The organism is Nocardiopsis listeri NBRC 13360, assembly GCF_001570765.1.
Classification (GTDB): domain Bacteria; phylum Actinomycetota; class Actinomycetes; order Streptosporangiales; family Streptosporangiaceae; genus Nocardiopsis; species Nocardiopsis listeri.
Window position 1 is genome coordinate 38,769 of record NZ_BCSH01000039.1, and the last position, 24,781, is coordinate 63,549.

The 24,781-nt window shown below is 68.1% G+C and carries 28 protein-coding genes; 14 read left to right on the top strand and 14 right to left on the bottom strand.

Annotated features, from left to right (window positions below):
- Positions 1-19: 19 nt before the first annotated feature.
- On the bottom strand, positions 20-775 hold the full coding sequence (locus NLI01S_RS13030; RefSeq protein WP_067604084.1) for an SDR family oxidoreductase: 756 nt from the start codon (positions 773-775) through the stop codon (positions 20-22).
- Positions 776-940: 165 nt separating this feature from the next.
- Between NLI01S_RS13030 and NLI01S_RS13035 the strand changes: the two genes are divergently transcribed.
- From NLI01S_RS13035 to NLI01S_RS13055, 5 genes are all read left to right on the top strand, one after another.
- Positions 941-1,282: a hypothetical protein gene (locus tag NLI01S_RS13035; RefSeq protein ID WP_067604086.1), complete on the top strand. Its 342-nt coding sequence runs from the start codon at positions 941-943 to the stop codon at positions 1,280-1,282.
- Positions 1,283-1,416: 134 nt separating this feature from the next.
- On the top strand, positions 1,417-2,670 hold the full coding sequence (locus NLI01S_RS13040; RefSeq protein ID WP_067604088.1) for an MFS transporter: 1,254 nt from the start codon (positions 1,417-1,419) through the stop codon (positions 2,668-2,670).
- A 68-nt stretch (positions 2,671-2,738) separates the two neighbouring features.
- The gene (locus NLI01S_RS13045) at positions 2,739-3,782 is read left to right on the top strand and encodes a nitronate monooxygenase (RefSeq protein WP_067604147.1); all 1,044 of its coding nucleotides are present in this window, start codon (positions 2,739-2,741) and stop codon (positions 3,780-3,782) included.
- A gap of 90 nt (positions 3,783-3,872) precedes the next feature.
- On the top strand, positions 3,873-4,388 hold the full coding sequence (locus tag NLI01S_RS13050; protein WP_067604090.1) for a hypothetical protein: 516 nt from the start codon (positions 3,873-3,875) through the stop codon (positions 4,386-4,388).
- A gap of 56 nt (positions 4,389-4,444) precedes the next feature.
- A complete protein-coding gene (locus NLI01S_RS13055; protein ID WP_084392556.1) occupies positions 4,445-6,967 on the top strand; it encodes a penicillin acylase family protein in 2,523 nt (840 codons plus the stop codon).
- Positions 6,968-7,020: 53 nt separating this feature from the next.
- Here the strand turns inward: NLI01S_RS13055 and NLI01S_RS13060 are convergent, their stop codons facing one another.
- Positions 7,021-7,896 (bottom strand): oxidoreductase, encoded by an 876-nt coding sequence (locus NLI01S_RS13060; protein WP_067604094.1) that lies wholly within the window; start codon positions 7,894-7,896, stop codon positions 7,021-7,023.
- An 81-nt stretch (positions 7,897-7,977) separates the two neighbouring features.
- Between NLI01S_RS13060 and NLI01S_RS13065 the strand changes: the two genes are divergently transcribed.
- Positions 7,978-8,562, top strand: a complete 585-nt coding sequence (locus NLI01S_RS13065; protein WP_067604149.1) for a TetR/AcrR family transcriptional regulator — start codon at positions 7,978-7,980, stop codon at positions 8,560-8,562.
- An 87-nt stretch (positions 8,563-8,649) separates the two neighbouring features.
- On the opposite strand, the gene leuE is transcribed toward NLI01S_RS13065, so the two are convergent.
- A complete protein-coding gene (gene leuE / locus NLI01S_RS13070; RefSeq protein ID WP_067604096.1) occupies positions 8,650-9,312 on the bottom strand; it encodes a leucine efflux protein LeuE in 663 nt (220 codons plus the stop codon).
- 448 nt (positions 9,313-9,760) lie between these two features.
- Here leuE and fdhA point away from each other — a divergent pair, with 448 nt between their 5' ends.
- The gene (gene fdhA / locus NLI01S_RS13075; RefSeq protein WP_067604098.1) at positions 9,761-10,981 is read left to right on the top strand and encodes a formaldehyde dehydrogenase, glutathione-independent; all 1,221 of its coding nucleotides are present in this window, start codon (positions 9,761-9,763) and stop codon (positions 10,979-10,981) included.
- A 25-nt stretch (positions 10,982-11,006) separates the two neighbouring features.
- Here the strand turns inward: fdhA and NLI01S_RS13080 are convergent, their stop codons facing one another.
- Positions 11,007-11,207, bottom strand: coding sequence for a hypothetical protein (locus NLI01S_RS13080; protein ID WP_067604100.1), 201 nt, complete (start codon positions 11,205-11,207; stop codon positions 11,007-11,009).
- A gap of 47 nt (positions 11,208-11,254) precedes the next feature.
- On the opposite strand from NLI01S_RS13080, the gene NLI01S_RS13085 reads away from it, so the two are divergent.
- Complete coding sequence (locus NLI01S_RS13085; protein WP_067604102.1) at positions 11,255-11,449, top strand: DUF1918 domain-containing protein; 195 nt, start codon at positions 11,255-11,257, stop codon at positions 11,447-11,449.
- 75 nt (positions 11,450-11,524) lie between these two features.
- Here NLI01S_RS13085 and NLI01S_RS13090 read toward each other — a convergent pair whose 3' ends face one another.
- From NLI01S_RS13090 to NLI01S_RS13120, 7 genes are all read right to left on the bottom strand, one after another.
- Positions 11,525-12,769 (bottom strand): cytochrome P450, encoded by a 1,245-nt coding sequence (locus NLI01S_RS13090; protein WP_067604104.1) that lies wholly within the window; start codon positions 12,767-12,769, stop codon positions 11,525-11,527.
- Entirely contained in the window at positions 12,760-14,058 is a 1,299-nt protein-coding gene (locus tag NLI01S_RS13095) for a cytochrome P450 (protein ID WP_067604106.1), read from the bottom strand. The genes NLI01S_RS13090 and NLI01S_RS13095 overlap by 10 nt, the downstream gene beginning before the upstream one ends.
- Positions 14,055-14,663 (bottom strand): GTP-binding protein, encoded by a 609-nt coding sequence (locus NLI01S_RS13100; protein ID WP_067604109.1) that lies wholly within the window; start codon positions 14,661-14,663, stop codon positions 14,055-14,057. The genes NLI01S_RS13095 and NLI01S_RS13100 overlap by 4 nt, the downstream gene beginning before the upstream one ends.
- Entirely contained in the window at positions 14,635-15,000 is a 366-nt protein-coding gene (locus NLI01S_RS13105) for a DUF742 domain-containing protein (RefSeq protein ID WP_223809225.1), read from the bottom strand. Before NLI01S_RS13105 ends, NLI01S_RS13100 begins: the two co-directional genes overlap by 29 nt.
- Positions 15,000-15,410 carry a roadblock/LC7 domain-containing protein gene (locus NLI01S_RS13110; RefSeq protein ID WP_067604113.1) on the bottom strand — a complete coding sequence of 137 codons (411 nt, stop codon included), beginning with the start codon at positions 15,408-15,410 and terminating at the stop codon, positions 15,000-15,002. The genes NLI01S_RS13105 and NLI01S_RS13110 overlap by 1 nt, the downstream gene beginning before the upstream one ends.
- Positions 15,410-16,921: a sensor histidine kinase gene (locus NLI01S_RS13115; RefSeq protein ID WP_190318457.1), complete on the bottom strand. Its 1,512-nt coding sequence runs from the start codon at positions 16,919-16,921 to the stop codon at positions 15,410-15,412. Before NLI01S_RS13115 ends, NLI01S_RS13110 begins: the two co-directional genes overlap by 1 nt.
- 642 nt (positions 16,922-17,563) lie before the next feature.
- Positions 17,564-18,088: an NUDIX domain-containing protein gene (locus tag NLI01S_RS13120; RefSeq protein ID WP_067604117.1), complete on the bottom strand. Its 525-nt coding sequence runs from the start codon at positions 18,086-18,088 to the stop codon at positions 17,564-17,566.
- A 126-nt stretch (positions 18,089-18,214) separates the two neighbouring features.
- Between NLI01S_RS13120 and NLI01S_RS13125 the strand changes: the two genes are divergently transcribed.
- The gene (locus tag NLI01S_RS13125; RefSeq protein ID WP_067604119.1) at positions 18,215-19,441 is read left to right on the top strand and encodes an FAD-dependent oxidoreductase; all 1,227 of its coding nucleotides are present in this window, start codon (positions 18,215-18,217) and stop codon (positions 19,439-19,441) included.
- A 22-nt stretch (positions 19,442-19,463) separates the two neighbouring features.
- On the opposite strand, the gene NLI01S_RS13130 is transcribed toward NLI01S_RS13125, so the two are convergent.
- A complete protein-coding gene (locus tag NLI01S_RS13130) occupies positions 19,464-20,384 on the bottom strand; it encodes an alpha/beta fold hydrolase (protein ID WP_067604121.1) in 921 nt (306 codons plus the stop codon).
- Between the two features lie 227 nt (positions 20,385-20,611).
- Between NLI01S_RS13130 and NLI01S_RS13135 the strand changes: the two genes are divergently transcribed.
- From NLI01S_RS13135 to NLI01S_RS13145, 3 genes are read left to right on the top strand one after another with little or no spacing between them, the layout of a single operon-like run.
- Entirely contained in the window at positions 20,612-20,950 is a 339-nt protein-coding gene (locus tag NLI01S_RS13135; RefSeq protein WP_067604152.1) for a helix-turn-helix domain-containing protein, read from the top strand.
- A gap of 18 nt (positions 20,951-20,968) precedes the next feature.
- Positions 20,969-21,838: an ImmA/IrrE family metallo-endopeptidase gene (locus NLI01S_RS13140; RefSeq protein WP_067604123.1), complete on the top strand. Its 870-nt coding sequence runs from the start codon at positions 20,969-20,971 to the stop codon at positions 21,836-21,838.
- Positions 21,835-22,449 (top strand): hypothetical protein, encoded by a 615-nt coding sequence (locus tag NLI01S_RS13145; protein ID WP_067604125.1) that lies wholly within the window; start codon positions 21,835-21,837, stop codon positions 22,447-22,449. The genes NLI01S_RS13140 and NLI01S_RS13145 overlap by 4 nt, the downstream gene beginning before the upstream one ends.
- A gap of 34 nt (positions 22,450-22,483) precedes the next feature.
- Here the strand turns inward: NLI01S_RS13145 and NLI01S_RS26035 are convergent, their stop codons facing one another.
- On the bottom strand, positions 22,484-22,867 hold the full coding sequence (locus NLI01S_RS26035; protein WP_067604127.1) for a hypothetical protein: 384 nt from the start codon (positions 22,865-22,867) through the stop codon (positions 22,484-22,486).
- A gap of 90 nt (positions 22,868-22,957) precedes the next feature.
- A complete protein-coding gene (locus NLI01S_RS13155) occupies positions 22,958-23,389 on the bottom strand; it encodes an ATP-binding protein (protein ID WP_223809226.1) in 432 nt (143 codons plus the stop codon).
- Positions 23,390-23,704: 315 nt separating this feature from the next.
- On the opposite strand from NLI01S_RS13155, the gene NLI01S_RS13160 reads away from it, so the two are divergent.
- Positions 23,705-24,544 carry a helix-turn-helix domain-containing protein gene (locus NLI01S_RS13160; RefSeq protein ID WP_067604129.1) on the top strand — a complete coding sequence of 280 codons (840 nt, stop codon included), beginning with the start codon at positions 23,705-23,707 and terminating at the stop codon, positions 24,542-24,544.
- Positions 24,545-24,566: 22 nt separating this feature from the next.
- On the top strand, positions 24,567-24,755 hold the full coding sequence (locus tag NLI01S_RS25265) for a DUF397 domain-containing protein (protein ID WP_084392559.1): 189 nt from the start codon (positions 24,567-24,569) through the stop codon (positions 24,753-24,755).
- Positions 24,756-24,781 lie beyond the last annotated feature (26 nt).

Consider the following 24,781-nt stretch of genomic DNA (forward strand, 5'->3'; position numbering starts at 1 on the left):
TCGGAACCGCAACGCCGGACTACTCCTTGACCCGGTGGACCTTGTGCTGGGCGGCCTGGGCGCGCGGGCGGACCACCAGCAGGTCGATGTTGACGTGCGAGGGACGGGTGATGGCCCACACGATGGTGTCGGCGACGTCCTCGGCGGACAGCGGGTCGGGAACGCCCTCGTAGACGGCGTCAGCGCCCTCCTTGTCGCCGCGCAGGCGATTGAGTGAGAACTCCTCGGTCTTGACCATGCCGGGGGCGACCTCCAGCACGCGGACCGGTTCCCCGCACAGTTCCAACCGGAGGGTGGCCGCCAGGGTGTGGGCGCCGTGCTTGGCCGCCACGTATCCGCCGCCGCCCTCGTAGACGACGTGCCCCGCCACCGAGGAGACCACGAGGACGGTACCGTCACCGCTCGCGATGAGCCGGGGCAGCAGGGCCTGGGTCATGTTGAGCACCCCCAGGACGTTGACCTCGTACATCCGCCGCCAGTCGACGGGGTCGCCGGTGGCCACGGTCTCCGTGCCGATCGCGCCGCCCGCGTTGTTGACGAGCACGTCGCAGGAGCCCAGTGCCTCGGCGAAGGCGTCGACGGCGGCCCTGTCGGTGACGTCGAGGACCTGTGCCCGCGCGCTCTGGCCGGACCCGGTGATCTCTTCGGCCAGGGCCTCGATCCGGTCGGCGCGGCGGGCGACCAGGACCACCTCGTAGCCCTCGGCGGCGAGTCCGCGCGCGGTGGCCGCGCCGATCCCGCTACTGGCTCCGGTGACGACCGCGGTCGCTGTCATGTTGGTTCCTTCCAGGGTTTCCGCTCTCGCGCCGAGCGTATCCGGGCCGGTGGGACGACGAACGGAAGGGTTCGCGCCACGCGGGCACCGCTGAGAAAGCCGACCAACCACCCGGTCAGCTCTCCGCTGAGCGGCTAGGGACGCGCTTTCAGGCGGGAACGGACCATGCTTCCCTCGGCGCCCGACCGCCCACGGCTGTCCGCCGTACCCGCCACACCCGCACCGACGCTCATCGCGCACGAACCCGGCGACTTCCCCGGCCGGCGGGCGTGGGCGGCCTCCGCCCAGGACACGTCCGTACGTTGGGCCAACGGCTACCGCGAGGCCGATTCGGACGAGGACACGGGTCCCCTCGTCCGCCCCTACATGCCCCCACCGCCCGAGGTACGGCCATGGGTCCCCCGGCCCCGAACGCCCGAGGGCGATCTACTGTGGCCGATCCGCCGTGGAATCCACACCGGCCCACGCCGGAGCACCCGGACGACTTGGACGACCTCGCCGCCGTGATCCGCACCTACCTCGCCTCTCGGGCCTGAGCCGGACCGAGATCGCGGAATAACCCGTGGCCATCGGAGAAACACCATGGTATTTTCGGCGGAATTCATCCTCCGCCGAAATCCCACCGCTCCGGAAGAATTCCCATGGCCGAAACCGAATTCCCCACACCGCCCGGAGAACGGTCACTGATTCGACGATTCACCGCCTACTCACTCGGCACATCCCTCGCCGACTTCGTTTACGGTGCGGTCTTCGTCACGATTTTCCTGGGGCGCGGCGCGGAACCATGGATGGTCGGATCGATCATGGCCGGCGCCAACCTCGTCGGTCTCCTCATGGAAGCGCCGAGCGGTGCGCTGGGCGACCGCTACGGACACCGAAGGCTGCTGTTCGTCGGGCTGCTGAGCTGGGGCACCGGTTTCATGCTCGTCGGCGCCGCGCCGACCCTGCCCCTGACCCTGATGGGCATGTGCTTGGGCACCATCGGTTTCGCGCTGCACTCGGGCACCATGAGCGCGATCCTCATCAACCGGGTCGGTGCCCGGGACCGGACCGCCCGGATCGCGCGGATCGTTCGTGTGGGCGCTCTGTCCGGCCGGATCGGTTCGGCGCTCGGCGCCGCCCTGGTGATGGTGGCGGGCACGTGGCTGCCGGCGGGACCACTGGTGGCCTGCGGTGGGCTACTACTGTTGTCCCTCGCCGCCCTGGCACCGTTGAGTTTCCCCGACGCTCCTGGACGACCGGACCGGCGGATCGGTGTGATCGTGCTGGAGTCGGTCTCCCAGGTGCTCAGCCGGCGCTTCGCCCCGATGGTGGCGTTGGCCATGGGCGCCATGTCGGCGACGGTGCTGTTGGTGGCCTCGTGGCAGCCGATGCTATTGGAACGCTTCGGGCAGGACGTTCGCCTCAATGGCCTGTTCCTGCTGGTGATGACGTTGTCTTTGGCCGCGGGCGCCACCGCCGCGCGGTGGGTGCACCCGCGCAGGCCCCACGTGTGGGGTCCACCGGCGGTCATCGCGGTCGGAGTCCCCCTGGTGCTCGCCGCGCACGGTGTGGTCCCGTTGATAGTCGGCCTGATCGCGGCCGAGTTCCTCATCGGCCTCGCGGGCGTGGTGGCGGGGGTCTGGCACCAACTGATGTTCACCGACGCCGACCGCAACACCATGTTCTCGACGATATCGACCCTGGCCCTGTTGGCCGGTGTCGCGACCAGTTTCGGTTTCGGCCTGCTGTGGGACCTGTGGGGCATTCCCATCGCGGTTTCCGTCATGGCGTCGGTCTCGGTTATCGGGGGAATCGCTTCGCTTGCCCTGATCCGCTTTTTCCCCGAGTCCACAGAATTCACCGAAGCGAAAATGGACGATTCCGACAGAAGCAGTGAACCCGAGAGTTCATGACCCGCACGCCCCTCCCATTCGCCACCTTGATAATCTGCGGGCGATCGATGTGGGGGAAGTGAGTGATGATGGATCTGTCGCGGTTGTGCGAGGAACGTCCGATCGTCCAGGCGCCGATGGCCGGGGGCACCACCACCCCGGCCCTGGTGGCCGCGGTGAGCGCCGCCGGCGGCCTGGGATCACTCCCCGCCGGATACCTGACCGCCGACGCGCTCGGCGCTCGGATCGACGAGGTGCGGGGGCTGGGCGCCCGAACGTTCGCGGTCAACCTGTTCGCCCCCTCCTCTTCCCGCTCCCCGGAGTGCGACGACGCATTGGCCGCCTACCGCTCCGTCCTGGCGGCGGTCGCCCACCGCCTGGCTGTGGAGGTGGGGCCGGCCCGGTACGACGACGATGACTGGGACGCCAAGGTCGACCTGCTGGTCGAGGCCCGAGTGCCCGTCGTGAGCTTCACGTTCGGTTGCCCTTCCGAGGAGGTCCTGACCCGGCTGCGCACGGCGGGGTCGGCGACGATCGTCACCGTTACCACCGTGGCGGAGGCCCGCACCGCCGTGGCCCGGGGCGCCGACGGTGTGTGCGCCCAAGGCGTGGAGGCGGGCGGTCATCGCGCCACCTTCGACCCCGAGCACGCCGACGACCGTCCACTGGCCGAGCTGTTGCCCGACGTGGTGCGGGCCGTGGACGTTCCGGTGATCGCCGCCGGCGGGATCATGGACGGCGCCGACGTCGCCGCGGCCCTGTCCTCCGGAGCGGTCGCCGCCCAGTCGGGTACGGCGTTCCTGCGTTGCCCCGAGAGCGGCGCGCAGCCGGTCCACAAGGCCGCGCTCACCGACCCCGACTTCACCGAGACCTCGCTGACGTGCGCGTTCACCGGTCGACCGGCGCGGGGACTGACCAACCGCTTCATCCTCGACCACTCCGACGCCCCCTGCGCCTACCCGCAGGTGCACCACATGACCAAGCCACTGCGCGCCGCCGCGACCCGGGCCGCCGACCCCGAGGGGATGGCGTTGTGGGCGGGGACCGGGTTCCGTCGGGCACGGGAGTTGCCGGCGGGCGAACTGGTGGCGGTGCTGCGTGAGGAGGCGGCCGGCGCGGGCGCGACCCTCTAGCGTGCCCTCTCGCCACGGCTCCCTTCTCGACTGGGTTGTCGGCGGACCGGGGTACGGTCGCCGCCTCCCCCACTTCCGGAAGGCGGCGCGGTGCCCCCGACGAACACCCGCGAGTCCCCCTGGCGATTCAGTCGCGACGAGCGCACCCTCGTGTTGGGCGCCCTGCTCAACTCGATGGCGTTCTTCGCCGCCCTGCCGTTGTCGGTGCGGCCTCTGGTGATCCGACTGTCCGAACGTCTGCCCCATGGCCCACTGGTGACGTCGGGTTGTGCGTGTTTCGCGGTGGCGTTCGCCTTCGTGTGGCTGGGGACGAGCGATGTGGTGGCGCTGTACGTGGCCATCGTGTTCTGGACCCTGGGCGAGGCGATCCTGCCGCCGTTGCCGGACATCGCGGTACACGCCATCGCCACCGACGACCGCAAGGGCACCTACTTCGGCCTGTCCGAGCTGCGTTACCTGGGGTTCTTCGCCGACCCCGTCCTGGGCGGGATGTTGCTGGACCTGTCCGCCCCGGTCTACTTCACCGGCATGGCCCTGGCGATCTTCCTCTGCGTACCGCTCCTGTCACGTACCGCGAAGCCGGACCTACCACTTGGTAACAATTGACAACGGCAGGCCATGAGACCTAGAGCACGTGTCCTGGGACACTCTAGGGTTCCGCCATGGGTGTATTGCGTAAGCGTGTCCTTATTCGTGTCGTTTTGGGGTTTGTCGCGGTCGTCGCGTCGCTCGCCTTGGTCGCCGCTCTCCTCGGCGTGTGGGCGATACGAAGCTCCTTCCCCACGACCGACGGTGAGCTCTCCCTGTCGGAGCTGAACTCGCCGGTGAACGTCCTTCGGGACGAGTACGGGGTCGCTCACGTCTACGCCGACAACACCGACGACCTCTTCGTCGCCCAAGGATTCACCCACGCCCAGGACCGCTTCTGGGAGATGGACTTCCGTCGCCACGTCACCGCCGGCCGTACCGCCGAACTCTTCGGCCCCGACCAGGTCGACACCGACGTCTACCTGCGCACCATGGGCTGGCGCCGGGTCGCCGAGCAGGAGTACGACCTGCTCACCGAGGAGACACAGGGCTACCTGGACGCCTACGCCGCCGGGGTGAACGCCTGGATCGAGGACAACGAAGGGCTTTCCGCGAGCCTGGAGTACGGGCTCCTGGGCATCACCGCCGACGACTACACCGTCGAACCCTGGACCCCCACCGACAGCCTCGCCTGGCTCAAGGCCATGGCCTGGGACCTGGGCGGCAACCTCCAAGAGGAGACCGACCGCGCCCTGCTGCTCGCCAACGGCCTCGACCGGGAACGGATCGAGGAGCTCTACCCGGCCTACCCGACCGAGCGGCACGAACCCATCACCGACACCGACGAGCACAACGGCGCCGCACCGGAGGCCGACCTCTCCCAGGGTCCGGAACTCCCGCAAGAGGCCCTGGACGCCCTCGAGGGTCTGCCCGCCGTCCGCGACGCCGTGCCCGACCTCCTCGGCCCCTCGGACAGCCCCGACATGGGTTCCAACTCCTGGGTGGTCTCCGGAGAGCACACCGACACCGGCTCCCCCCTGCTGACCAACGACCCCCACCTGGGCGCCTCCATGCCGTCCACCTGGTACCAGATGGGCCTGCACTGCACGGAAATCTCCGAGGAGTGCCCCTTCGACGTCAGCGGGTTCAGCTTCTCCGGGCTGCCCGGCGTGGTCATCGGTCAGAACGAGTCGATCGCGTGGGGCTTCACCAACCTCAACCCCGACGTGATGGACCTGTACCTGGAACAGGTCGAGGGCGACAACTACATCGTGGACGGCGAGGAACGTCCCCTGGAGATCCTCGAGGACACCATCGAGGTCTCCGGTGGTGAGGACATGGACATCACCATCCGCTCGACCCACCACGGCCCCATCCTGTCCACGACCGCCGCCGGCGCGAACCTGCGCGAGATCGGTGAGGAACCCTCCGAGGGCGACGACTCCCCCTACGCGGTCTCCATGCGCTGGACCGCGCTCCAGCCGGGCACCACCGCCGACTCCATCTTCGCCATGAACCGCGCCCGCGACTGGGACGACTTCCGAAGCGCCGCATCGCGCTTCAAGGTACCGGCGCAGAACCTCGTCTACGCGGACAACGAGGGCAACATCGGCTACCAGTCCCCCGGCCTGGTGCCGGTACGTGGTGAGGGTGACGGCCGTTGGCCGGCCCCCGGCTGGGACTCCGACTACGACTGGGAGGAGGAGTACCTTCCCTTCGACGAGCTGCCCAGCGTGCTCAACCCCGAGTCGGGGATCATCGTCACCGCCAACCAGTCGGTGGTCGACGAGGACTACGCACACTTCCTCACCACCGACTGGGACTACGGCTACCGCAGTCAGCGGATCAACGACCTGCTGTCCGAGGCGGTCGACGACGGCCCGGTGACCATCCAGGACATGGAACGCGTCCTGATGGACTCCCACCACGGCGCCGCCGTCGACATCACGCCCCACCTCCTGGACGTGGACGTGGACGGAACCACCGCCGAGGCGCAGGCCGAACTGGCGGACTGGGACCACTTCAACGAACCCGACTCCGCGGGCGCGGCCTTCTACAACGCGACCTGGCGCCACCTGCTCCCCCTGCTCTTCGACGAGTTGGGCGAGCTGGACATGAACAGCAACTCACGCGGCATGTACGTGGTGACCGGCCTGTTGGAGGACCCCGACTCTCCGTGGTGGGAGGGCGAGGAGGTCAGCGGTCGTGACGAGGTGCTGGCCGCCGCCATGGGCGAGGCCGCCGAGGAACTCACCGAACTGCTCGGCGACGACCCGTCCGCCTGGCGATGGGGCGATCTGCACACCCTCACCGCCACGCACGAGTCGTTCGGCAGCTCGGGGATCGGCCCGGTGGAGTGGCTGTTCAACCGCGGCCCGGTGGAGAGCCCCGGTGGTTCGAGCATCGTCAACGCGACCGGCTGGAACCCGGCCGAGGGATACAGCATCACCACGGTCCCGTCCATGCGGATGGTCGTCGACCTGTCCGACCGGGACTCCTCCACGTGGATCCATCTGACCGGCAACTCGGGCCACGCCTTCCACCCCAACTACGACGACCAGCTGGAACTATGGTCCGAGGGAACGTCGCTGCCGTGGGCGGTGACGGAGGAGGCCGTACGCGAGGCGAGCACGGACGAGCTCACCCTCACCCCCTAGGGAACACCGAGATCGGGGCGGGGACCACGAGGTTCCCGCCCCGCCGCTTGGAGTCATAGCGGGAACGAGGTTCCGGTCGCCTCCTCCGACAGCTTCCACAACCGGCGGGCGGCGTCGCTGTCCTGGGCGGGTCCGCTACGACGGACCAGACCGGGCGCGCCGCCGGCACCGAACATCCCGGTGGGACCGGCGTAGGCCGCCCCTGGCACGTCCTGGGTGGCGGCGTAGATCGTGGGCAGGGCACCGGCCGCGGCGCTCTGCCCGACGGCCTTGTTCAGCACCCGCATGAACTTGTCCTCCAGCGCCTTGCCGGTACGTCCCTGAAGGTTGGTGTCGGCGTAGCCGGGGTGGGCCGCGGTCGCCAGTACCGAGGACCCCACCTCCTCCAGCCTGCGCTGCAACTCCAGGGTGAAGAGCAGGTTGGCCAGCTTGGACTGACCGTACGCCCGGTAGGGGGTGTACCCCTTCTCGAAGTCGACGTCCTCGAAGTGGATGCCGCGCGCGGTGACGTGCAACCCGGAGGACACGGTGACCACGCGCCCGGTGACGTGTTCCAGGAGCAGGTTGGTGAGGGCGAAGTGGCCCAGGTGGTTGACGCCGAACTGGGTCTCGAAACCGTCCACGGTCCTGGACCTGGGGATGGCCATGACCCCGGCGTTGTTGATCAGCAGGTGGAGGTCGCCCTTCCAGTCCTCGGCGAAGGCGTGCACCGAGGAGAGGTCGGCGAGGTCGAGACGGCGGACCTCGGTCTCACCGGGGATCGTCCGAGCGGCCTCGTCCCCCTTGGCGGTGTCGCGGACGGCCAGGACCACACGGGCCCCGCGACCGGCCAGGACCTTCGCGGTCTCCAGACCGAGGCCGCTGTTGGCCCCGGTGACGACGGCGGTCCTGCCACCGAGATCGGGCAGGTGGACGTTCTTCTCTGTCATCCCCTCACGGTAGGGCGGCCCCCGGAAAGCTGTCCACGACCGCCATGATGACGCCGTCAACATCCCTCTATGCTGGTGAACATGGCCGAACGCCCCTACCACCACGGAGACTTGCGCGCCGTTCTCCTGTCCGGCGCGGAACGCACCCTGGCCGACCGCGGACCCGCCGCGATCTCACTTCGCGAACTCGCCCGTGAGGCGGGTGTGAGCCATGCCGCCCCCGGCCGGCACTTCAAGGACAAGGGGGCGCTGTTGGACGCCCTCGCGCTCAGCGGTTTCCAACGCCTCAAGTCCGCGCTACAGGAGGCCACCTCCGAGGGCACCGGGGCTCGAACCCGCATCCTCGCCCTGGCCCGGGCCTACGTGGACTTCACCCTGGCCAACGGTGCCCTGCTGGACCTGATGTACTCCCGCAAGCACGACAGCGACGTCCCCGATCGGCTCATCACCGCCATCGAGGAACTGCTCGACATCGTCCTCGCCCCGATCCTCCAGGGCCAGCACGACGGCGAGATCGTCCAAGGCGACCCGAACTCGATCGCCCACACCGTCGTCTCCACCCTGCACGGCTTCGCGTCCCTGACCGCCGACCACTCCAAAGAGAAGTTCGACGGCGCTCTCCCCGAGGTCGTCCACCACCTCCTCCACGGCCTCGCCCCTCGTTGACCCACGGACCGGACCCTGTCGACCTCCTGCCCTGTTCGGTCCTCGGTCGACCCGACCTCGTCCAGGACCCCGTCCGCCCACTTGTGCTCAGGCGGTGCTCAGGGAGAGTTTCACGGCGAACCCGAGGAACAGCGCGCCCGCAGCGGAGGTCGCGCCCGCCGAGAGGCGCCTGCGCCGCCCGAAGGCCGCGGAGACGCGGGTGCCGCCGAAGATCAGGGCGGACAGGTACACGAAGCTGACCAGCTGCATCAGCAGGCCCAGGACCAGGAAGGACAGCGCCGGGTAGGCGTAGGTCGGGTCGACGAACTGCACGAAGAAGGAAATCAGGAACAGGATCACCTTCGGGTTGAACAGCGAGACCACCAAGGCGCGGCGGTAGGGGTGCTCCCCCTTGACCGGGGTGGGCGCGGCGTCGGCTGCGCGTTGTTCCTCGGCGCGCTGGTGCCTTGAGGTCCACATGGCGTGCGCGGTGCGCAGCATCCCGACCGCCATCCACACCAAATAGGCGGCGCCCGCGAACTTGATGACCGCGAAGACCACCGGGTTGGTCTGCAACAACGTGGCGGCGCCCGCGGCGGCGAGGACCATCAACACGGCGTCTCCGGTGAAGACCCCGGCGGCGGCCGTGTACCCGGCCCTTGTCCCACTGCGCGCGGCGACGGAGAGCACGTAGATCGAATTGGGCCCGGGGAGGAGAACGATGAGGATGAGCCCTGCCAGGTAGGTGGGCAGGTCGGTGATACCGAGCATGGTGAAAGTGTTTCATCCGGCGGTCGGACACCACCAGGGCTGTTCCAGGTGGCGAGACCCACTCCCCGGCCGGACACCCTTCGCCGGGGGAACGGTGTCCGGCCGGGTACACCCCGAGGCGAGGGAAGGTCTCTCCCTCTCGGGCCCGTAGCCGGCGCTCAGAGCGGGAGGCCCTCTTTCAGCAGACCGCTTGCCTCGTACCCGTGTTCCCGGACGAGTCGCCACGCCTGGCGGCCGATCTCCGCGCGTGTGGCGGCCTTCTTCTGTTCTCTCAACCCCATGGACCACATCATGACGCGACCGGGGCGGGATCCTCATCGGGTAATGAACCTTCCGGCCCGATTAGTCACCCCCGCCACAGGAAACGACTCAGGAACGCCCTCCCGACACGAGGGCGTTCCACGAACGTTGGTCCTCGCCGCGTGGCGGCAGAGAGGTGGAAGGGAAGATGACCGGCAACAGAGGAGTGGTCTACCAAGGCTCCGGGCGAGTCGAGGTGCAGGACATCGCCTACCCGGAGTTCGAACTCAAGGACGGCCCCGGCGTGAACCCCGCGAACGTGGGACGCAAGATCCCCCACGGGGCGATCCTGAAGGTCGTGGCGACCAACATCTGCGGCAGCGACCAGCACATGGTCCGTGGTCGCACCACCGCCCCGGAAGGGATGGTGCTGGGCCACGAGATCACCGGAGAGGTGATCGAGACCGGACCCGACGTGGAGTTCGTCAAGGTCGGCGACCTGGTCTCGGTACCGTTCAACATCTCCTGCGGGCGATGCGTGAACTGTAAGGCCAGGCGCACCGAGATCTGTCTGAACGTCAACCCCGATCGGCCGGGGTCGGCCTACGGCTACGTCGACATGGGCGGTTGGGTCGGTGGCCAGGCGGAGTACGCGCTGGTGCCCTACGCGGACTGGAACCTGCTGAAGTTCCCCGACCGGGACCAGGCCATGGAGAAGATGCTCGACCTGACGATGCTCTCCGACATCTTCCCCACCGGCTACCACGGTTGCGTGACCGCCGGGGTCACCGTGGGGTCGACCGTGTACATCGCGGGCGCCGGCCCGGTCGGTCTGGCCGCGGCGGCCTCCGCGCAGCTCCTGGGCGCGGCGGTGGTGATCGTCGGCGACTCCAACAAGGAGCGCCTGGCCCAGGCCCGCGGGTTCGGCTGCGAGACCATCGACATCTCCGAGGGCGATCCCGGCGACCTGATCGAACAGGTCCTGGGCTCACCGGTGGTGGACAGCGCGGTGGACGCGGTCGGCTTCGAGGCTCACGGCAGCGGGGACAAGGCCGGTGAGGAGGCGCCCGCGAGTGTCCTCAACGACGCCATGAACGTCACCAAGGCCGGTGGTTCCATCGGTATCCCGGGCCTGTACGTGACCGGCGATCCGGGTGCGTCGGACGAGGCCGCCAAGGTGGGTTCGCTGTCGATCCGCTTCGGACTGGGCTGGTCGAAGTCGCACGCCTTCTTCACGGGCCAGTGCCCGGTGATGAAGTACCACCGGGAGTTGATGATGGCGATCCTCAACGACCGAGTGCAGATCGCGAAGGCGGTCAACGCGATAGCGATTCCGTTGGAGGACGCCCCGGAGGGCTACCGCTCGTTCGACGAGGGGGCCGCGAGCAAGTACGTGCTCGACCCGAACGGCTACCTCGGCACCGGCTGAACGGTCGTCGCAGGCCGTTCGGTCATCATTCCAAGAGCCGGCCCACGTACAGGATGGCACCCGCGACCAGGGCGGCCAACGCCGCCGAGGCGATCATCGAGGCCAGGCCGAGGACGACGCCTTCGAGGGCCACCCACGCTTCCAGGAAGTTCCGGACGGGGGTCCTCGTGACCACGAAGACCAGCATGAAGACGACGAACGCGATGATGGGGGCGACCTTGTTCACCCGAACATCCTAGGTCGTGCCCGAGTCGCCGTGATGGGAGGAGCCACATGCGAGCGACGGTCGGGGATCATCTGCACACGCACGGGGTCGCCAGTGCCCGGGGCGAGCAGGAGGCGGAGATCATCGAGGTGCGCGGGGCCGACAACGGCCCGCCCTACCTGGTGCGGTTCGCCGACGGCGAGGAACGGGTCATCTACCCGGGCCCGGAGACCGTGGTCCGTCCACGGGAGTCGGAGGACTGACCGCCCCCAGGGTGGGCCGCCCGGCCCGTCGATGGTCACCGACCACGACGAACCGGCGGCCCCGCCGGACCGGCCCTACTTCAGACGCACGTTCAGGTGGGTGTGCGAGTTGACCACGATCGTGGGTGAGCGCGGCACGTCACCGACCACCGAAAGCTCGGGCCAGCGGGCGAAGAGGGCCTCCAGGGCGATCCGCGCCTCCATACGGGCCAAAGGCGCACCGATGCAGAAGTGCGCGCCGTACCCGAAGTTGGTGTGGGCCGCGTCCTCACGCTGGATGTCGAACTCACCGGCGGTGGGGCCGAAGCGTTCGGGGTCACGTCCCATCGAGATGTAGGAGACGAACACCGGGTCGCCCTTGGCGATCCTCACGCCCTCCGCGGCCGGGTGGACGTCCGTCCCGTCCACGTCCTCGGTGGCGAAGCGGGTGAAGAAGTTAGCGGTGGGCGAGTCCCAGCGCATGATCTCCTCCACCGCGTTCTCCCAGGGCACCTCGCCCGAGAGCAGGAGACGGAGCTGCTCGGGGCGGGCACTGAGCGCGCGCACGGCGTTGAGGAGCAGGTGGGTGGTGGTCTCGTGACCGGCCGCCAGCACCACGTACAGGGTCACGACCAGGTCCTGGCGGGGAAGACGGTCCTCCTCCGGCAGCGCCAACATGGCGCTGACCAGGTCGTCGCCGGGCTCGCGTTCGAGCTTGGCCACGTGGGCGTCCAGCCAGGAGTGCAGGCTCAGCTCGGCGCTTCGCCCCTCACTGGCGGTGTCGTCGAACAGGGCGTTGTACAGCCGACCCAGTTCGTCGTGGTCGGCCTCGTCCACTCCGAGCAGGTAACCGATCACACCCATCGGCAGCGGCCAGGCGAACCGCTTCCGGAAGTCGACCACCCCGTCCTCGGCCTCGTCCGCCGCCTTCTCCAGCTCACCCACGAGGCGCTCCACCAGGGAGGTGACCAGGGGGGTCAACGCCTCGACCCGGCGTGCCGTCAACGCCTGCGCCAGGGGACGACGCAGCTTCCGGTGGTCGGCGCCGTCGGTGTTCACGACCGAGTGACCGGAGGGCGCCGCGATGCTGATCAGCGGCCAGTCATCGGGGATCTCCCCCTCGGTGAGGGCCCTCCAGTGCCCGGGGTCCTTGGTGAAGCGGACGTTGTCCTTGAGGAGGTTGCGCCCGGCTTCGTCACCGGCGACGCCCCACATGGGGACGCCGCCGGGAAGTGCGATCGGCACGATGGGGCCGTGCTCGCGCATCTTCACGGCGTCTTCGTGCAGGTCGAGGCTGAGGGGATCGAGCTGGTGGACCGGTCTGGACAGGCTCAGAGCCACAGAGAGTCTCCTAGGGGATCAGCTGAGGTGACAGGCGGGGTGAAACGGACCGGCAGCGATTCCAGGGCCCGGATCAGGACCTGGGGCTGCCAGCGCAACTGGTCGGCGGGGATGGCCAGATGCAGGTCGGGGAGGTGGGTGAGAAGGGTTTCGATGCCGGTGACCGTGATGATCTCGGACAGGGTTCGGGCCGCGTGCGGGCAGCCGTGGGGGCCATGTGAGAAGGACAGGTAGGCCCGGCTGTGGTGGCGTTCCTGGCCGGGCGGACGGAACAGCGGATCCTGGTGGGTGGCGGCCAGGCCGAGCAGCACCAGATCACCGCTCTGGATGGTCGTACCCGCCAATTGGGTCGTACGAACCGCCCAACGCCCGGCGAAGATCTGGGTGGGGCTGTCGTCCTTGAGGACGTCACGGGCGGCGTCGGTCACCGAGCGACGACCACGCGTGAGCGCGTTGGTGTGCGTCTGGTCGGTCAACATCAGCCTGATGGTGTTGCCGATCCAGTTCGCACTGGTCTGGTGACCGGCGATGATGGACACGAAGATGTCCGCGCTGAGCTGTTCCCTGGTCAGCCCCAATCCGCTGTGCGCCAGGTGTGCGGCGATGTGGGGGCCGGGTTCGCGCATGGCGCGGTCGGCCAGTTCGTCGGTGACGGCCTGAACCTTGCGCATCCCCTCGTTGGGGTCTCCGCCGACCGCCCCCATGAGCTGGAGGAAACCGGTGACCAGGTCATCGTGGTACTCCTCCGGGGCGCCGACCGCCCACCCCAAGGCCATGACCGGCAACCGTTGCGCGTAGGCGAGGATCAGCTCGGCCTCGCCCTCCTGGGCGAACTCCTCGATCAGGCGTTGCGAGGACCTGCGGCAGAACTCCTCGAACTCCCACTGATCGATGCGGGCGAACCCGTCGCTCAGCACCGCCGAACGACGCCGATGCTCCTCACCTTCGGTGTAGAGCATCGACTTCGTGGCGAAACCGCCACCGACCAGCGGCCACATCGGCCATTCGGGGGGCAGGTACTCCCCCAGGTTCCACCGGGTGTAGGACCGGGCGAAAAGATCGGAGTCGGAGGTCACCTGGAGCAGCTCCGAGTAACCGACCACCAGCCAGGCCGGCACGTCCCAGGCCATCAGGACGGGGACCACTGGTCCGTGGCGCCGACGCATCTCGGCGAACAGTCCGGGCGAGTCCCGCTGGTAGCGCTCATCGAGCAGGCTCAACGCGTTCCGGTGCGTCTCCGGAAGCGGCGGCAGGCGCGGGTGTGCGGTCTCGGTGTTCGCTTCGGTCATCGGGCCGGCTCCTGTTCCAGGATCTGCTGACGGTGCACGACCAGTTCGGCGAGGGCCGTGCGAACCTGCTGGGGGTCGCGGGCGTCGCAGCGCAGCAACGGCGTACCCGGGTCGATGTCCAGGCTGGTCCGAATCTCCTCCAGACTCCACTCCCGGGCCTCGTCCCCAAAGGGGTTGTGGACCACCAGGTAGGGCAGACCCGCTCGTTCGACCCGGTCGAGCGCGGCGAACGAACCCTCCACGTCACGGGTGTCGACGAGCACGATCGCGCCCACCGCACCCTGGCAGAGCCGTTCCCAGAGCGCGTGGAACCGCTTCTGTCCGGGGGCGCCGAACAGGTACAGCACGATCTGGTCGTCGATGCTGATCCGACCGAAGTCGAAGGCGACCGTGGTGGTCGTCTTGTCCGGGCGCAGTTCCAGGCCCTCGTCCACACCGGCTCCGGCCTGGGTCATCTCGGCTTCGGTGGTCAGCGGCTTGATCTCGCTGATCGCGCCCACCATCGTGGTCTTCCCCACCCCGAAACCGCCGGTGACGAGGATCTTCATCGAGATCGCGGCGGACGGCGCCAGGGGTTCATAGGGGGAGGTTGATGAGCCCAACACGCAGTTTCTCCAAGAGTTGACGGTCGTCGGCCGGGGAGGCGAACGCCGAAGCGGACCGGTCTGCGGCTCCACCGGCGGAACGGATCACGATGTGTCCGCGGTCGACGAGGTCGGCCAGCAGGATGGTGACCGCGCCCAACGGGATCCCCAGGCGCGCACCGAGCTCGGCGGGGGCGATCGGCCGGTCGCATATCCGCACGATGTCGATCTGTTCGAGGGACAGCCCGGCCGTGTCGGAGCGTTCGGTGACCACCAGCGCGAAGGGATCCAGCCTCAAAGTGGTACCGCTGCGCCCACCGACCACCATGAACAGGCCATCGGGAACGTCGGGATCCATCACGACAGGCCCGCCTCGCCGGCGTGCCTGCTCGGAGTGGCGAGCTGCTCCGGCAGACGCTCGACCAGTCGGCCCATCTCCGTGGCGACCACGCCCAGGTCGGAGGAGGGACTCGTCAGGTCGGTGAGCACGGCCAGTGCCGACCCCGAACCGGCCCCCATCACCAGCAGGTGGTGGGGGTCCAGATCCACCGCGACGGTGCGGACCGGGTCGGTGATGCCGAACACCGAGTTGACCTGACCACCCGTGGCCAAAAGCCCACAGGCGGAGGCGGCCAGGCCATCGGCCTCGTCTCTGCCCAAAGTGCTGTCGGCCGAACGGACCAGACCGTCGGTGGACAGCAGGAGCACGTGACGCACTCCGGGAAGCTCGCGCAGCTTGTCCATGAGCCAGGTCAGGTTGGTCAGCATCAGGAGTCCTCACGATTCTCTGCGGCAGGGTTCGGTGTCGGCCGTGTGTGGGCGTGCCACTGGGCGATCCGAAGACTGGTCGCCACCCGGTCCCGGGGTGGCTCGACGGTCTTGGGGGCGGCCGTCTCGTCGGGGAGGGTGGCTCCGCGACGCCGCCGGGGAAGTTGCCGGGGACGTTCGGCGGAAGGTTCTGAAGAGGGCTCGACGGAAGGCTCGACCGGGGTTCGGGAGCCACGGGCCGGGAGGGTGGAGAGCGGCTCGGTGGCGGCGGAGTCCGCGACCGGCTCCGGGGAGGTCTGGATCGGCACCGGCGGGACGCTCGTGCCTCCCCTGGGGACGGAGGAGGACACCGGGGGAGCCGGAGGGACCACGGCCACGGCCGCGTCGTCGGTGCGCAGGAGCCCGTTGCGCGGGATCCACACGGTCGCACGGGTTCCGCCTCGGGGCGATGGGGAGATGTCGACCCGAATGCCCAGCGGGTCGGCGGCCCGACGGACCACCAGCAGACCCAACTGGTTGGCGGAGAGCTCGGAGATGTCCGGGGGTCGTTTCGGGTCGAGGCGACGACGTACCTCGGCCAGCTGTTCCTCGGTCATGGCCAGACCGCTGTCGTCGATGTGCACGCCGAGCCGCATGGCGGTGTTCTCGAAATGCACCACGACGGCCTCGGAGGGCGCGGAGAAGGAAGTGGCGTTGTCGATCAGTTCGGCCATGATCTGGATGATCGAGTTGACCGCGCGACCCTCGACCACCACCGGGGTGGTGGGCATGTTCATCTGCACGCGGGCGTAGTCGGGGACACTGCCGACCGCCGCGCGGACCAGTCGTTCGACGCGCAGGGGCTGGGTCCAGTTGCGGCCGATCCGGTCGGCCTCGGCCACGGTGAGCAGGCGCTGGATGAGCATCTCCAGGCGGGAGAGACCGGCCTCCATGACCATGAAGTCCTCACGGATGCGCTCACCGGCCCCGGTGGAGTCGAGGGACTTCCAATAGGGTGCGCTGCGTTGTTGCACGTCGGCGCGCAGCTGCGCGACACCGGCGCGGGCGCGGTCGGCACAGCCCTTGACCACGCTGAGGAGTCTTCGGCGCTGTTGGTGTCCGCGCCAGAGCGAACGGGTGACCGCCTCCACCAGTGGACGGGTGGCGGGGTCGGGGCCGTCCGCTGAGTCGACCTCGGAGAGGACGGTGTCGGCCGAGGCTCCTTCTCGGATTCGCCGCGTCACCTGGGGGAACAGGTCTTCGGTCACGGTGCGGGCGGTGCGGTCGCGTTGGGCCAGCGCCGACTGGAGTCGGTCGGCCCGGGCCTCGGCGCGGGTCGCCGCGGCCCGGGCCTCTTCGATCAGCCCGGCGTCACGGCGCGCCGATTCGGTCGCGCTTCGCCGGGCCTCCCGCAGTCGCAGGGTCGTGTAAACCATCGCGGCCAGGAGCACGATCGTGCTCGCCGCCAGTACCCACAGCCAGATCTGTGTGGGGGCGGACTCCACTGGAACCGCTGTGTCTGTCAGCAGCATGCCTTGGTCGATTCACTTCGAGAACGGGCCGGGGAAGGGACGTCGAAGGACACGGAGAGTTGGTCCGGGGATGCGGGTGAAGAAGGTTCGTGGTTCAGCCGTCGTACACGGCCTGCGGGGGATTCCAGGAGGTCTTCGCGATGGGAGATCCGCCGTGGGTGTGCGGACTCGCCGCGAGGGCCGACCCATGTCGATGTCAGCGGGGTTCGAGAGGAAGACCGCGGGCACGGCGGTCCATGGACGAATCCGGCCGGGAGGCTCCCTCAGCTGGTCATTTTGCCATCAACCGGAGCGCTCGGGAAGCGAAACGACCCAATAGGAGAGGGTTCGGTCCCTCACTTACCTAGAGACCCCCGGCGTTCGCACAGTTCACAGCGTTTCCGACCCGTTCCCGCATGTGCTGGAAGTTCCTGAAACTTCTTCTCCCGAACCCCTCGAACCCCCCGAACCCGGTACCAATAGGCCCTTTTTGTCGATCTTGCGCCCACTCCGGACCCTCGCGACACCGGCCCACTAACGCGTGGGTTTGCTCGCACGTAGGGAGTACATCAGGGGAATTCTCGGTGAACCCTCGGGGAAGCGGTGGTAACCCCTGTCGTCACGCTGGAAGGAACCGAACCGGATACCACCGGTTTTCGCGGGTCACCCCGTCGCGTACACGTACAGGAGCGCGTTCATGGTGCTGCCGCCGACCACCCTCCGGTCCCGCACCAGCTCGGGGACCCGCTCCACCGGCACCCACTCCACCCGTTCGGACTCCCAGTCCTCCACGGGCTCACCGACGTGTTCGGCCCCCTCGGCGACGAACACGTGGTGCTCGCTGTCGGAGATGCCCGCCGACGGTTGGGTGTACAGCAGTGGCCGCAGCGGCCCGGGTCGCCAACCGGTCTCCTCCTCCACCTCCCGCGCCGCGGCCTCCACCGGGGTCTCCCCCTCATCCACCGCACCCATGGGGATCTCGTATCCCCAGGTGTCGGTGATGAAGCGGTGGCGCCACAGCAGCAGCGCGTTCCCCCGCCCGTCCAGCACGACGGCCCCCGCCCCGGGCGCCGAACGGATGAGCCGGTGTTCCAACCTCCTGCCCTCGCCGACCTCCACGTCCGCCACACGGATGTCGAGCCAACGGTCGGTGTAGAGCGGTTTCTCCGAGTGGACGGTCCAGCGCATGCGCACTTCTCCTCGAACGGACGGGGACGGCCGGATTCCATGCAACACGATCCCGGTTCCCTTCCTGTACAGGGGTTCGCGCGCTCTGTAGGTTGAGGGCACCCGACCCGTCACAGAGGTGGTCACGTGTCCAGAACGACGTGTTGTGTGGTCGGGGGCGGCCCGGCCGGCATCGTCCTCGGTCTGCTCCTCGCCCGCTGCGGTGTCGAGGTCACCGTGTTGGAGAAGCACGGAGACTTCCTACGGGACTTTCGCGGCGACACCGTGCACCCCTCCACCATGGAGTTGCTGGACGACCTCGGCCTGGCCGAACGGTTCGCGCGACTGCCCCAACGCCACGTGGACCAGGTCCGATTGCCCACCGGGCCGGACGGGCGGATGGTGACCCTCGCGGACTTCACCCCGATGCGCAGCGACTACAACTACATCGCGATGGTCCCCCAGTGGGACCTGTTGGACCTGCTCGTCGCTTCCTCCTCCGAGGAGCCCGGCTTCACTCTGCGGATGAACACCGAGGCGACCTCCTTCATCGAGGAGGGCGGCCGGATCAACGGGGTCCGGTACCGGACACGGGACGGGGAGACCGGCGAGGTCCGGGCACTGATCACGGTGGCCTGCGACGGCCGCGATTCCCTGGCCCGTGAGCTGTCCCGGCTGGAACTGCGGGACTTCTCCGCGCCGATGGACGTGCAGTGGTTCCGACTGCCCCGTGCTTCCGAGGACCCCGAGGGCGGGATCGGGCGCATCGGTGACGGCAGGTTCAGCATCCTGATCGATCGCGGGGACTACTACCAGGCCGCGGCGATCATCCCCAAGGGCGCCGACGCGCGGAACCGGGAACGGTCGCTGGAGGAGTTCAACGAGGCTTTGGTGCGGCAGTTTCCCTGGTTCGAGGGGCGCCGGCTGGTGGCCGAGTGGGACGACGTGAAGCTGTTGGACGTCCGGGTCGACCGGATGCGGCGGTGGCACACCCCGGGTCTGTTGTGCATCGGGGACGCGGCGCACGCGATGTCGCCCGTCGGAGGGATCGGTATCAACCTCGCCGTGCAGGACGCGGTGGCCGCCGCCCGCTACCTGGAGGGCCCGCTCCGCCGTGGACGGGTGGCCCTGACCGACGTGGCCGCCGTGCAGCGGCGCCGGATGCCCGTCACGGTGCTGACCCAGAACCTCCAGCGCCTGGCCCACCGCCGCGCGATCCTGCCCGCGTTGGAGGGGCGTATCGATCTGGGGCGCCAGACCCCGCCGTTGCCGTTGCGGGTGGTCGAGCAGGTGCCGTGGGCCAGGCGGATTCCGCCGTACCTGTTGGCTTATGGGGCACTGCGCGAGAAGCCACCGAAGGCCGCCCTGCGCTGAGCCCCGCGTCCGGTCCTCGCCCCTACTCGGCGACCTGACCCACCACTCGTTGGATGGCCTCGACGGCGATCTCGGGCTGGTCGACGTGGATGTAGTGGCCGGCCTCCTCGGCGGTGCTCGGCTCACTGGCGCCGGAGATCGCCAGCCACTTCTCCTGGCCCTCGCTCCACACGCGCTCCAGCTCGTCGCCGTACTCGGGGATCTCACCCAGGTACGGGACGCCGTGCTGGATGACCTCCGTCGGGATGTCACCGGCCGAGCGGACCTGCGGGTCGCTCTCGATGGTGATCATCTCCGGGTTCTCGCCCTCGAACATGGCGATGTTCTGCGCGCGCACCTCGGCGCCGTCGCCCGTCGCGGATTCGGGGATCACCTCGGTGATGTCGTCGAGCATCGTCGGTGAGGTGGCGTCCATCAGGACCAGGCCCTTGACGCGCTCGGTGTCGTCGGGGGCGTAGCGGGCGGCGATCAGGCCACCCAGCGAGTGACCGGCCAGGACGACCGGGCCGTCGGAGACGTCGTCGAGGACCGCCGACAGGATCTCGCCGCTGTCGGCGACGCTCTGCGGGCCTTCCGGCTGGTCGCTCTCACCCTCGCCGAGACGGTCGTAGGAGCAGACGCGGTCCTGTTCGCTCAGGGTCTCCTGGAGGTCGGCCATGGTGTCGAGGCCGTCGCCCATCCCGGCCATGAGGAGGATGACCGGGCCGTCGACGGCCGGATCACCGGAGCAGGAGAGGTTCACCGACGCACCGTTCACGTCGAGCGTCTTCGCTCCGGTGAAGAGTTCGCCGTCGTTCGCGATCTCCTCGGCGGCGGTCTCCAGGTCGCCTTCCGCTTCCCGCAGGCCGTCCTCCACGTCGGAGAGGACTCCGCATCCGGTGAGCCCGACGCCCACGGTGGCGATCAGGGCGGTGACGGTGGCGGTCCGGATGGTGCGGAACATGACGTTCTCCAGGAAGGGGTGTGGGGGTCGAGAGAGCGCGGAACTTCGCGACTGAGGAGAACGCTACGGATTCGGCGGTTTCCAGTCGTCACCTTGTGGTGGACACCTGCCTGTGGCTCTCCCGGGGGACAAGCCCCTCTTCTCTCTCACACCGTGGCGCCGCGCAGAGCTCACGACTACACTTGAATCAAGTCGGAGGAAAGTGATTCAACCCGGGGATGGTGACGATGACGACGGTGAGCACCGGCGCACGGATCGAACGCGCCCGTACGGCCGCGGCCCTGAGCCAACGCGCCTTGGCCGACGCCACCGGCATCTCACAGTCCACCCTGTCTCGAATCATTTCCGGGGATCGGGCGGCGAAGATGCCGGAACTCGTGGCGATCGCCTGGGAAACCGGGCATACGGTCGCCCAACTCACCGGAACCGGGTTGGTGGCCGAACGTGTGCAGTGCGCGGCCCGGGCCACCAACGGTTCCGACATGGGCGATATGCGTCAGGCGTTGACGGGCTACCTGGAACTGGACGCCTACCTGGACGACCAGGCCATCCCCGCCACGGTCTGAAACGGGGCCAAGGAAGATATGAGTACCGAAGCCGAGGGTCGTGCTCTCGCCGAACGGTTCCGCGAGGAACAACACCTGGGAGTACAGCCGCTGGGTGACCTTGTGGCGATCATCGAGCAGGCCACGGGGATCGACGTGGCCGTGCTCGAAGCCGGCCAAGACCAACACGGTCTGATGATGAGGGACCCCCAGCGCGGATCCGTGTTCATCGGGGTCGCACGCACCCGCCGTCCGATGCGGCAACGCAGCACCCTCGCACACGAACTCGGCCACGCCCTCTTCCAGGACATGACCGACGCTTCGACCAGTACCTGGTCCCACCGCTCTCCTGAGGAGATTCGGGCCGACGCCTTCGCCCGTCATCTACTGATCCCGGACGAGGGCCTGCGTGAATTCCTCGGAGAGCAGGGATCCCTGACCCAGTCCGTGCTCTCCGAAGTCGTTCAGCGCTTCCTGGTCTCGCCATCGATGGCCGCGATCGCGCTGTGCCAGGCGGGGTACATCGACGACCGCACCAAACGGACGTGGCTGACACTCACCACACCACGGCTGGCCACCAGATTCGGGTGGAGCGACCAGTACCGTGCCCTGCAAGACGAGTCCGACCGCAGTAGGGCACCGCAACGACTCCTCGCCCGAGCCATCAGCGCTTACGCCGAAGGAGTGCTGTCCGTACAGGCGATCGCCACGCTTCGTGGCATCAGCCGACGAGAGGCCGAAGCAGAGCTGCGGGAAGCGGGCGTGGTCCCCAAGGAACGGATGGCCACGTGGGCCGATCCCACTGATCTACCGGACCCCGAGATCGACCTCGCGGCCTTGGACGCGGTTCTCGACGCGCCCGGGTTCGATCCCGACACCTCTGGCACGGCACCGGGTGAGGACGAATGAGCCACCGGCCGATCATCGACGCCGGCCCGGGTCTGAATTTCCTTTCCATCAATCAGGAACGTCTCCTCATCCGTGTCCTGGGCAGGCTCAGCGCCCCGGAGACAGTGCAGAGCGAAGTGTTCGACAAGTCTCGACAAGACGAACGCTTCCGTGCCGCCGCCGGTGTCTGGCGCAAGCTGACTCCCAACTGGGTTCAGATCCTGTCCGACGACCAGACCCCCGAACTCGCAGCCGTCGTCCAGCGCATCACCCATCAACCCATGGCCGAACGGCTGGGGCGCCCAAAGGACCTGGGCGAGGTCATGGTCATCGCGCACGCGGTCGTCGCTGCCGAAGCAGGCCTACAAGTGACCATCCTCATCGACGACGGAGAGGGCGCGCGAATCGCCACTTCCGAGATCAATCGCCTCGAACGGCTCCGCCGCAGTGGACGTCCATTGGGATCGATCGCCCTGGCCGGCACGCTGACCGTCTTGGAGCGTGCCGCGCGGAAACAGTACGTCCCGGGCAAAGCGGAGATGCGCCACCTCTACCGGCGATTGCGCGAACTGGATGACGGGCTGCCACCCATCGAGACGACCAGGCTGTTGTCACCCGGCCTCTGGCCCTGATCTTGCTGTCCCGCCGCACTGGTTTGTGACCGGGTCAGCCGCAGACCCGCAGGTAGGTGCGGATGACTTCCGCCAGGTCCGTGAGGTCGTCGGCGGGTGCCGGTTCGGGTTCGGCCAGTAGGTCCCCCACCGGGATACGAGGTCGGGGGATCAGAGGGGCGAGAGAGGGCAGGTACGGGCGGACCAGTGCGCCGGCGTATTCGTCGGGGTGCCGGTGGTCGTCTTCCTCGTCCAGCGGGCCAGGCTCCGGGGTAGGAAGCTCGGCCCTTTTCGGGGCGGGAGCGATCGCCGCCTGGACGCGCTTCTTCGGGATGAACACGTAGGCCAGCGCCGCCGCCAACGTGAGGGCGAAGACCGCCCACAGGTGTTCGGTGAGACTCCGGCACCGCCGGTGGTGTCGGCCGATAGGGTGCTGCACAGTCATCCTCCTGGTTGGTTCAGGTGGTTGATCAGCCCCGGCGCGGTGGTCGCACACCGTGCCGGGGTGTTCGTTTTTCTTGGGGGTCGGTTACGCGGCCGGGTCCCGGTCCAGTGGGATGGTCGCCCACACCTCCAGCGGGAAGCCGTGTTGTCCCTCCCACCACCAGTGCTCCGCGATCCGGTCCACCAGCCACAGGCCCCGGCCGCCGGCACACAGGTCACCCGGCCCTTGCCGCCCTACCTGCGGTACCGACGCGGGAACGCCGGCCTTGGCCCCTTGGTCGAGCACACAGAGGACCGCCCGGCCATCGCAGACCTCGATCGACGCGCCCATCCGTCCGTACTTCTCACCGGTCGCGGTGTGCAGGACTGCGTTGGTGGCGAGTTCGCTGGCCACGAGCCGCACCCAGTCCCCGCAGTGGTTCTGTAGACCCGGCTCACTCCCGCACCAGTCACGCAGACGGCGCACGTCGGAGAGCGTTCCGCCGAAGTAGGACCAGCGCGCGGACGGCCAGCCCACCCCACCACCATCAGGCCGCCGCGGTCCCGGTATCCGAACAGCACCCATCACTACCTCCCACAGTCGAAGCAGACCCCTGCGGGCAACGTCCACCCACAGCCAGACACAGCAGGCTCCAGCGGCTTTGGTAGCCACTTCGTCACTCCCTGCTAGATTCGATGATGCCCTGAGACTGAACTCACTGCAATGCTCTTTCTGAAAATCTCATGAAGAGAGTTGCAGAAAGTTGTAGATGGTTCCATCCGTGAGAGACACTGAAGGCTGCGGACCCAAGTCCTTACGGAGAGGCGGAACTCGGTGTCGGTAGGCAGCCCGATGGTCGCCAGGCTCGGCCTGGCCAACTTCCTGAAGGAGGCACGCGGCAAGCGTTCCTCCGCCGAAGCCGCTGCGGTCGCCGGGTTCAGCAAAGCCACCTTGTCGCGTGTGGAACGCGGAGAGACCACCATCTCCCCAGGGGACGCGCGCCTCCTCATGTCGCACTACGGCGTATCAGTGGACTTGGTCGAGTCGTTCGCGGACTTGGCGTACGCGGCCAAGCAACCGGGCTGGTGGCAGCGCTACAAGTCAGCCCTGCCCGACTGGTTCAGCCTGTTCGTCGGCGTCGAGACAGCGGCGCACCGAATCCGCACCTACGAACCCGAGTGGATCCCCGGCATCCTCCAGACCCCCGAGTACTCGCGCGCCATCATCGAGAAGGGCGTGCAGGTACACGACTCCGAGGAACTGATCCTGGAGTCGGTCAACTTCCGACAGCGCCGACAAGAGAAGCTCACCGGGGAGAGCCCAGCTGGTTTCGATGCGGTCATCAACGAAGCAGCTCTCCACCGACAAGTCGGAGGTCCCGAAGGGCACCGGGCACAACTCGCCTACCTGATCGATTTGAGCCGGTACGAGAACATCGATATCCGGGTGCTCCCCTTCACCTCCGGCGCTCACGCGGCCAGTTATGGGTCCTTCGTCCTCCTCGACTACTCAGTTGTCGGCAAGGATTACGCCCTTGCCTACATCGAATACTCCGCTGGCGCCATCTACTTAGAAGCCGAAGAGGAAGTCTCTATGCACAGGAAGATGTTCGACAGCCTGTGGAAGGACGCGGCCCCGAGCACTGAAACAGAGAGTCTCATCAAGGCCGCGATCCAGCGGATCAGCGACTAAAAGCAATCACTTGGATGGTGACATGAAGTCCTTTGAAGACCCTGCCTCATTGACGTGGCACGTCTCCTCGTACACAGGAGCTCAAGGCAACTGTGTCGAGGTTTCCGAGAGCCGAAACGTTCTGATCCGCGACACCAAGAACCGCGAACGAGGCCATCTCACCTTCGGTCCTACCGAGTGGTCCGGTCTACTGAGCACTCTTCGGCACTAGCACGACCGGGTATCTCAAAACCGACC

Coding starts and splice junctions, on each gene's coding strand:
- NLI01S_RS13030 (WP_067604084.1), bottom strand. CDS start 775: ATGACAGCGACCGCGGTCGTCACCGGAGCCAGTAGCGGGATCGGCGCG.
- NLI01S_RS13035 (WP_067604086.1), top strand. CDS start 941: ATGCTTCCCTCGGCGCCCGACCGCCCACGGCTGTCCGCCGTACCCGCC.
- NLI01S_RS13040 (WP_067604088.1), top strand. CDS start 1,417: ATGGCCGAAACCGAATTCCCCACACCGCCCGGAGAACGGTCACTGATT.
- NLI01S_RS13045 (WP_067604147.1), top strand. CDS start 2,739: ATGGATCTGTCGCGGTTGTGCGAGGAACGTCCGATCGTCCAGGCGCCG.
- NLI01S_RS13055 (WP_084392556.1), top strand. CDS start 4,445: ATGGGTGTATTGCGTAAGCGTGTCCTTATTCGTGTCGTTTTGGGGTTT.
- NLI01S_RS13060 (WP_067604094.1), bottom strand. CDS start 7,896: ATGACAGAGAAGAACGTCCACCTGCCCGATCTCGGTGGCAGGACCGCC.
- NLI01S_RS13065 (WP_067604149.1), top strand. CDS start 7,978: ATGGCCGAACGCCCCTACCACCACGGAGACTTGCGCGCCGTTCTCCTG.
- leuE (WP_067604096.1), bottom strand. CDS start 9,312: ATGCTCGGTATCACCGACCTGCCCACCTACCTGGCAGGGCTCATCCTC.
- fdhA (WP_067604098.1), top strand. CDS start 9,761: ATGACCGGCAACAGAGGAGTGGTCTACCAAGGCTCCGGGCGAGTCGAG.
- NLI01S_RS13085 (WP_067604102.1), top strand. CDS start 11,255: ATGCGAGCGACGGTCGGGGATCATCTGCACACGCACGGGGTCGCCAGT.
- NLI01S_RS13095 (WP_067604106.1), bottom strand. CDS start 14,058: ATGACCGAAGCGAACACCGAGACCGCACACCCGCGCCTGCCGCCGCTT.
- NLI01S_RS13105 (WP_223809225.1), bottom strand. CDS start 15,000: ATGGATCCCGACGTTCCCGATGGCCTGTTCATGGTGGTCGGTGGGCGC.
- NLI01S_RS13110 (WP_067604113.1), bottom strand. CDS start 15,410: ATGCTGACCAACCTGACCTGGCTCATGGACAAGCTGCGCGAGCTTCCC.
- NLI01S_RS13115 (WP_190318457.1), bottom strand. CDS start 16,921: ATGCTGCTGACAGACACAGCGGTTCCAGTGGAGTCCGCCCCCACACAG.
- NLI01S_RS13120 (WP_067604117.1), bottom strand. CDS start 18,088: ATGCGCTGGACCGTCCACTCGGAGAAACCGCTCTACACCGACCGTTGG.
- NLI01S_RS13130 (WP_067604121.1), bottom strand. CDS start 20,384: ATGTTCCGCACCATCCGGACCGCCACCGTCACCGCCCTGATCGCCACC.
- NLI01S_RS13135 (WP_067604152.1), top strand. CDS start 20,612: ATGACGACGGTGAGCACCGGCGCACGGATCGAACGCGCCCGTACGGCC.
- NLI01S_RS13140 (WP_067604123.1), top strand. CDS start 20,969: ATGAGTACCGAAGCCGAGGGTCGTGCTCTCGCCGAACGGTTCCGCGAG.
- NLI01S_RS13145 (WP_067604125.1), top strand. CDS start 21,835: ATGAGCCACCGGCCGATCATCGACGCCGGCCCGGGTCTGAATTTCCTT.
- NLI01S_RS13160 (WP_067604129.1), top strand. CDS start 23,705: ATGGTCGCCAGGCTCGGCCTGGCCAACTTCCTGAAGGAGGCACGCGGC.
- NLI01S_RS25265 (WP_084392559.1), top strand. CDS start 24,567: ATGAAGTCCTTTGAAGACCCTGCCTCATTGACGTGGCACGTCTCCTCG.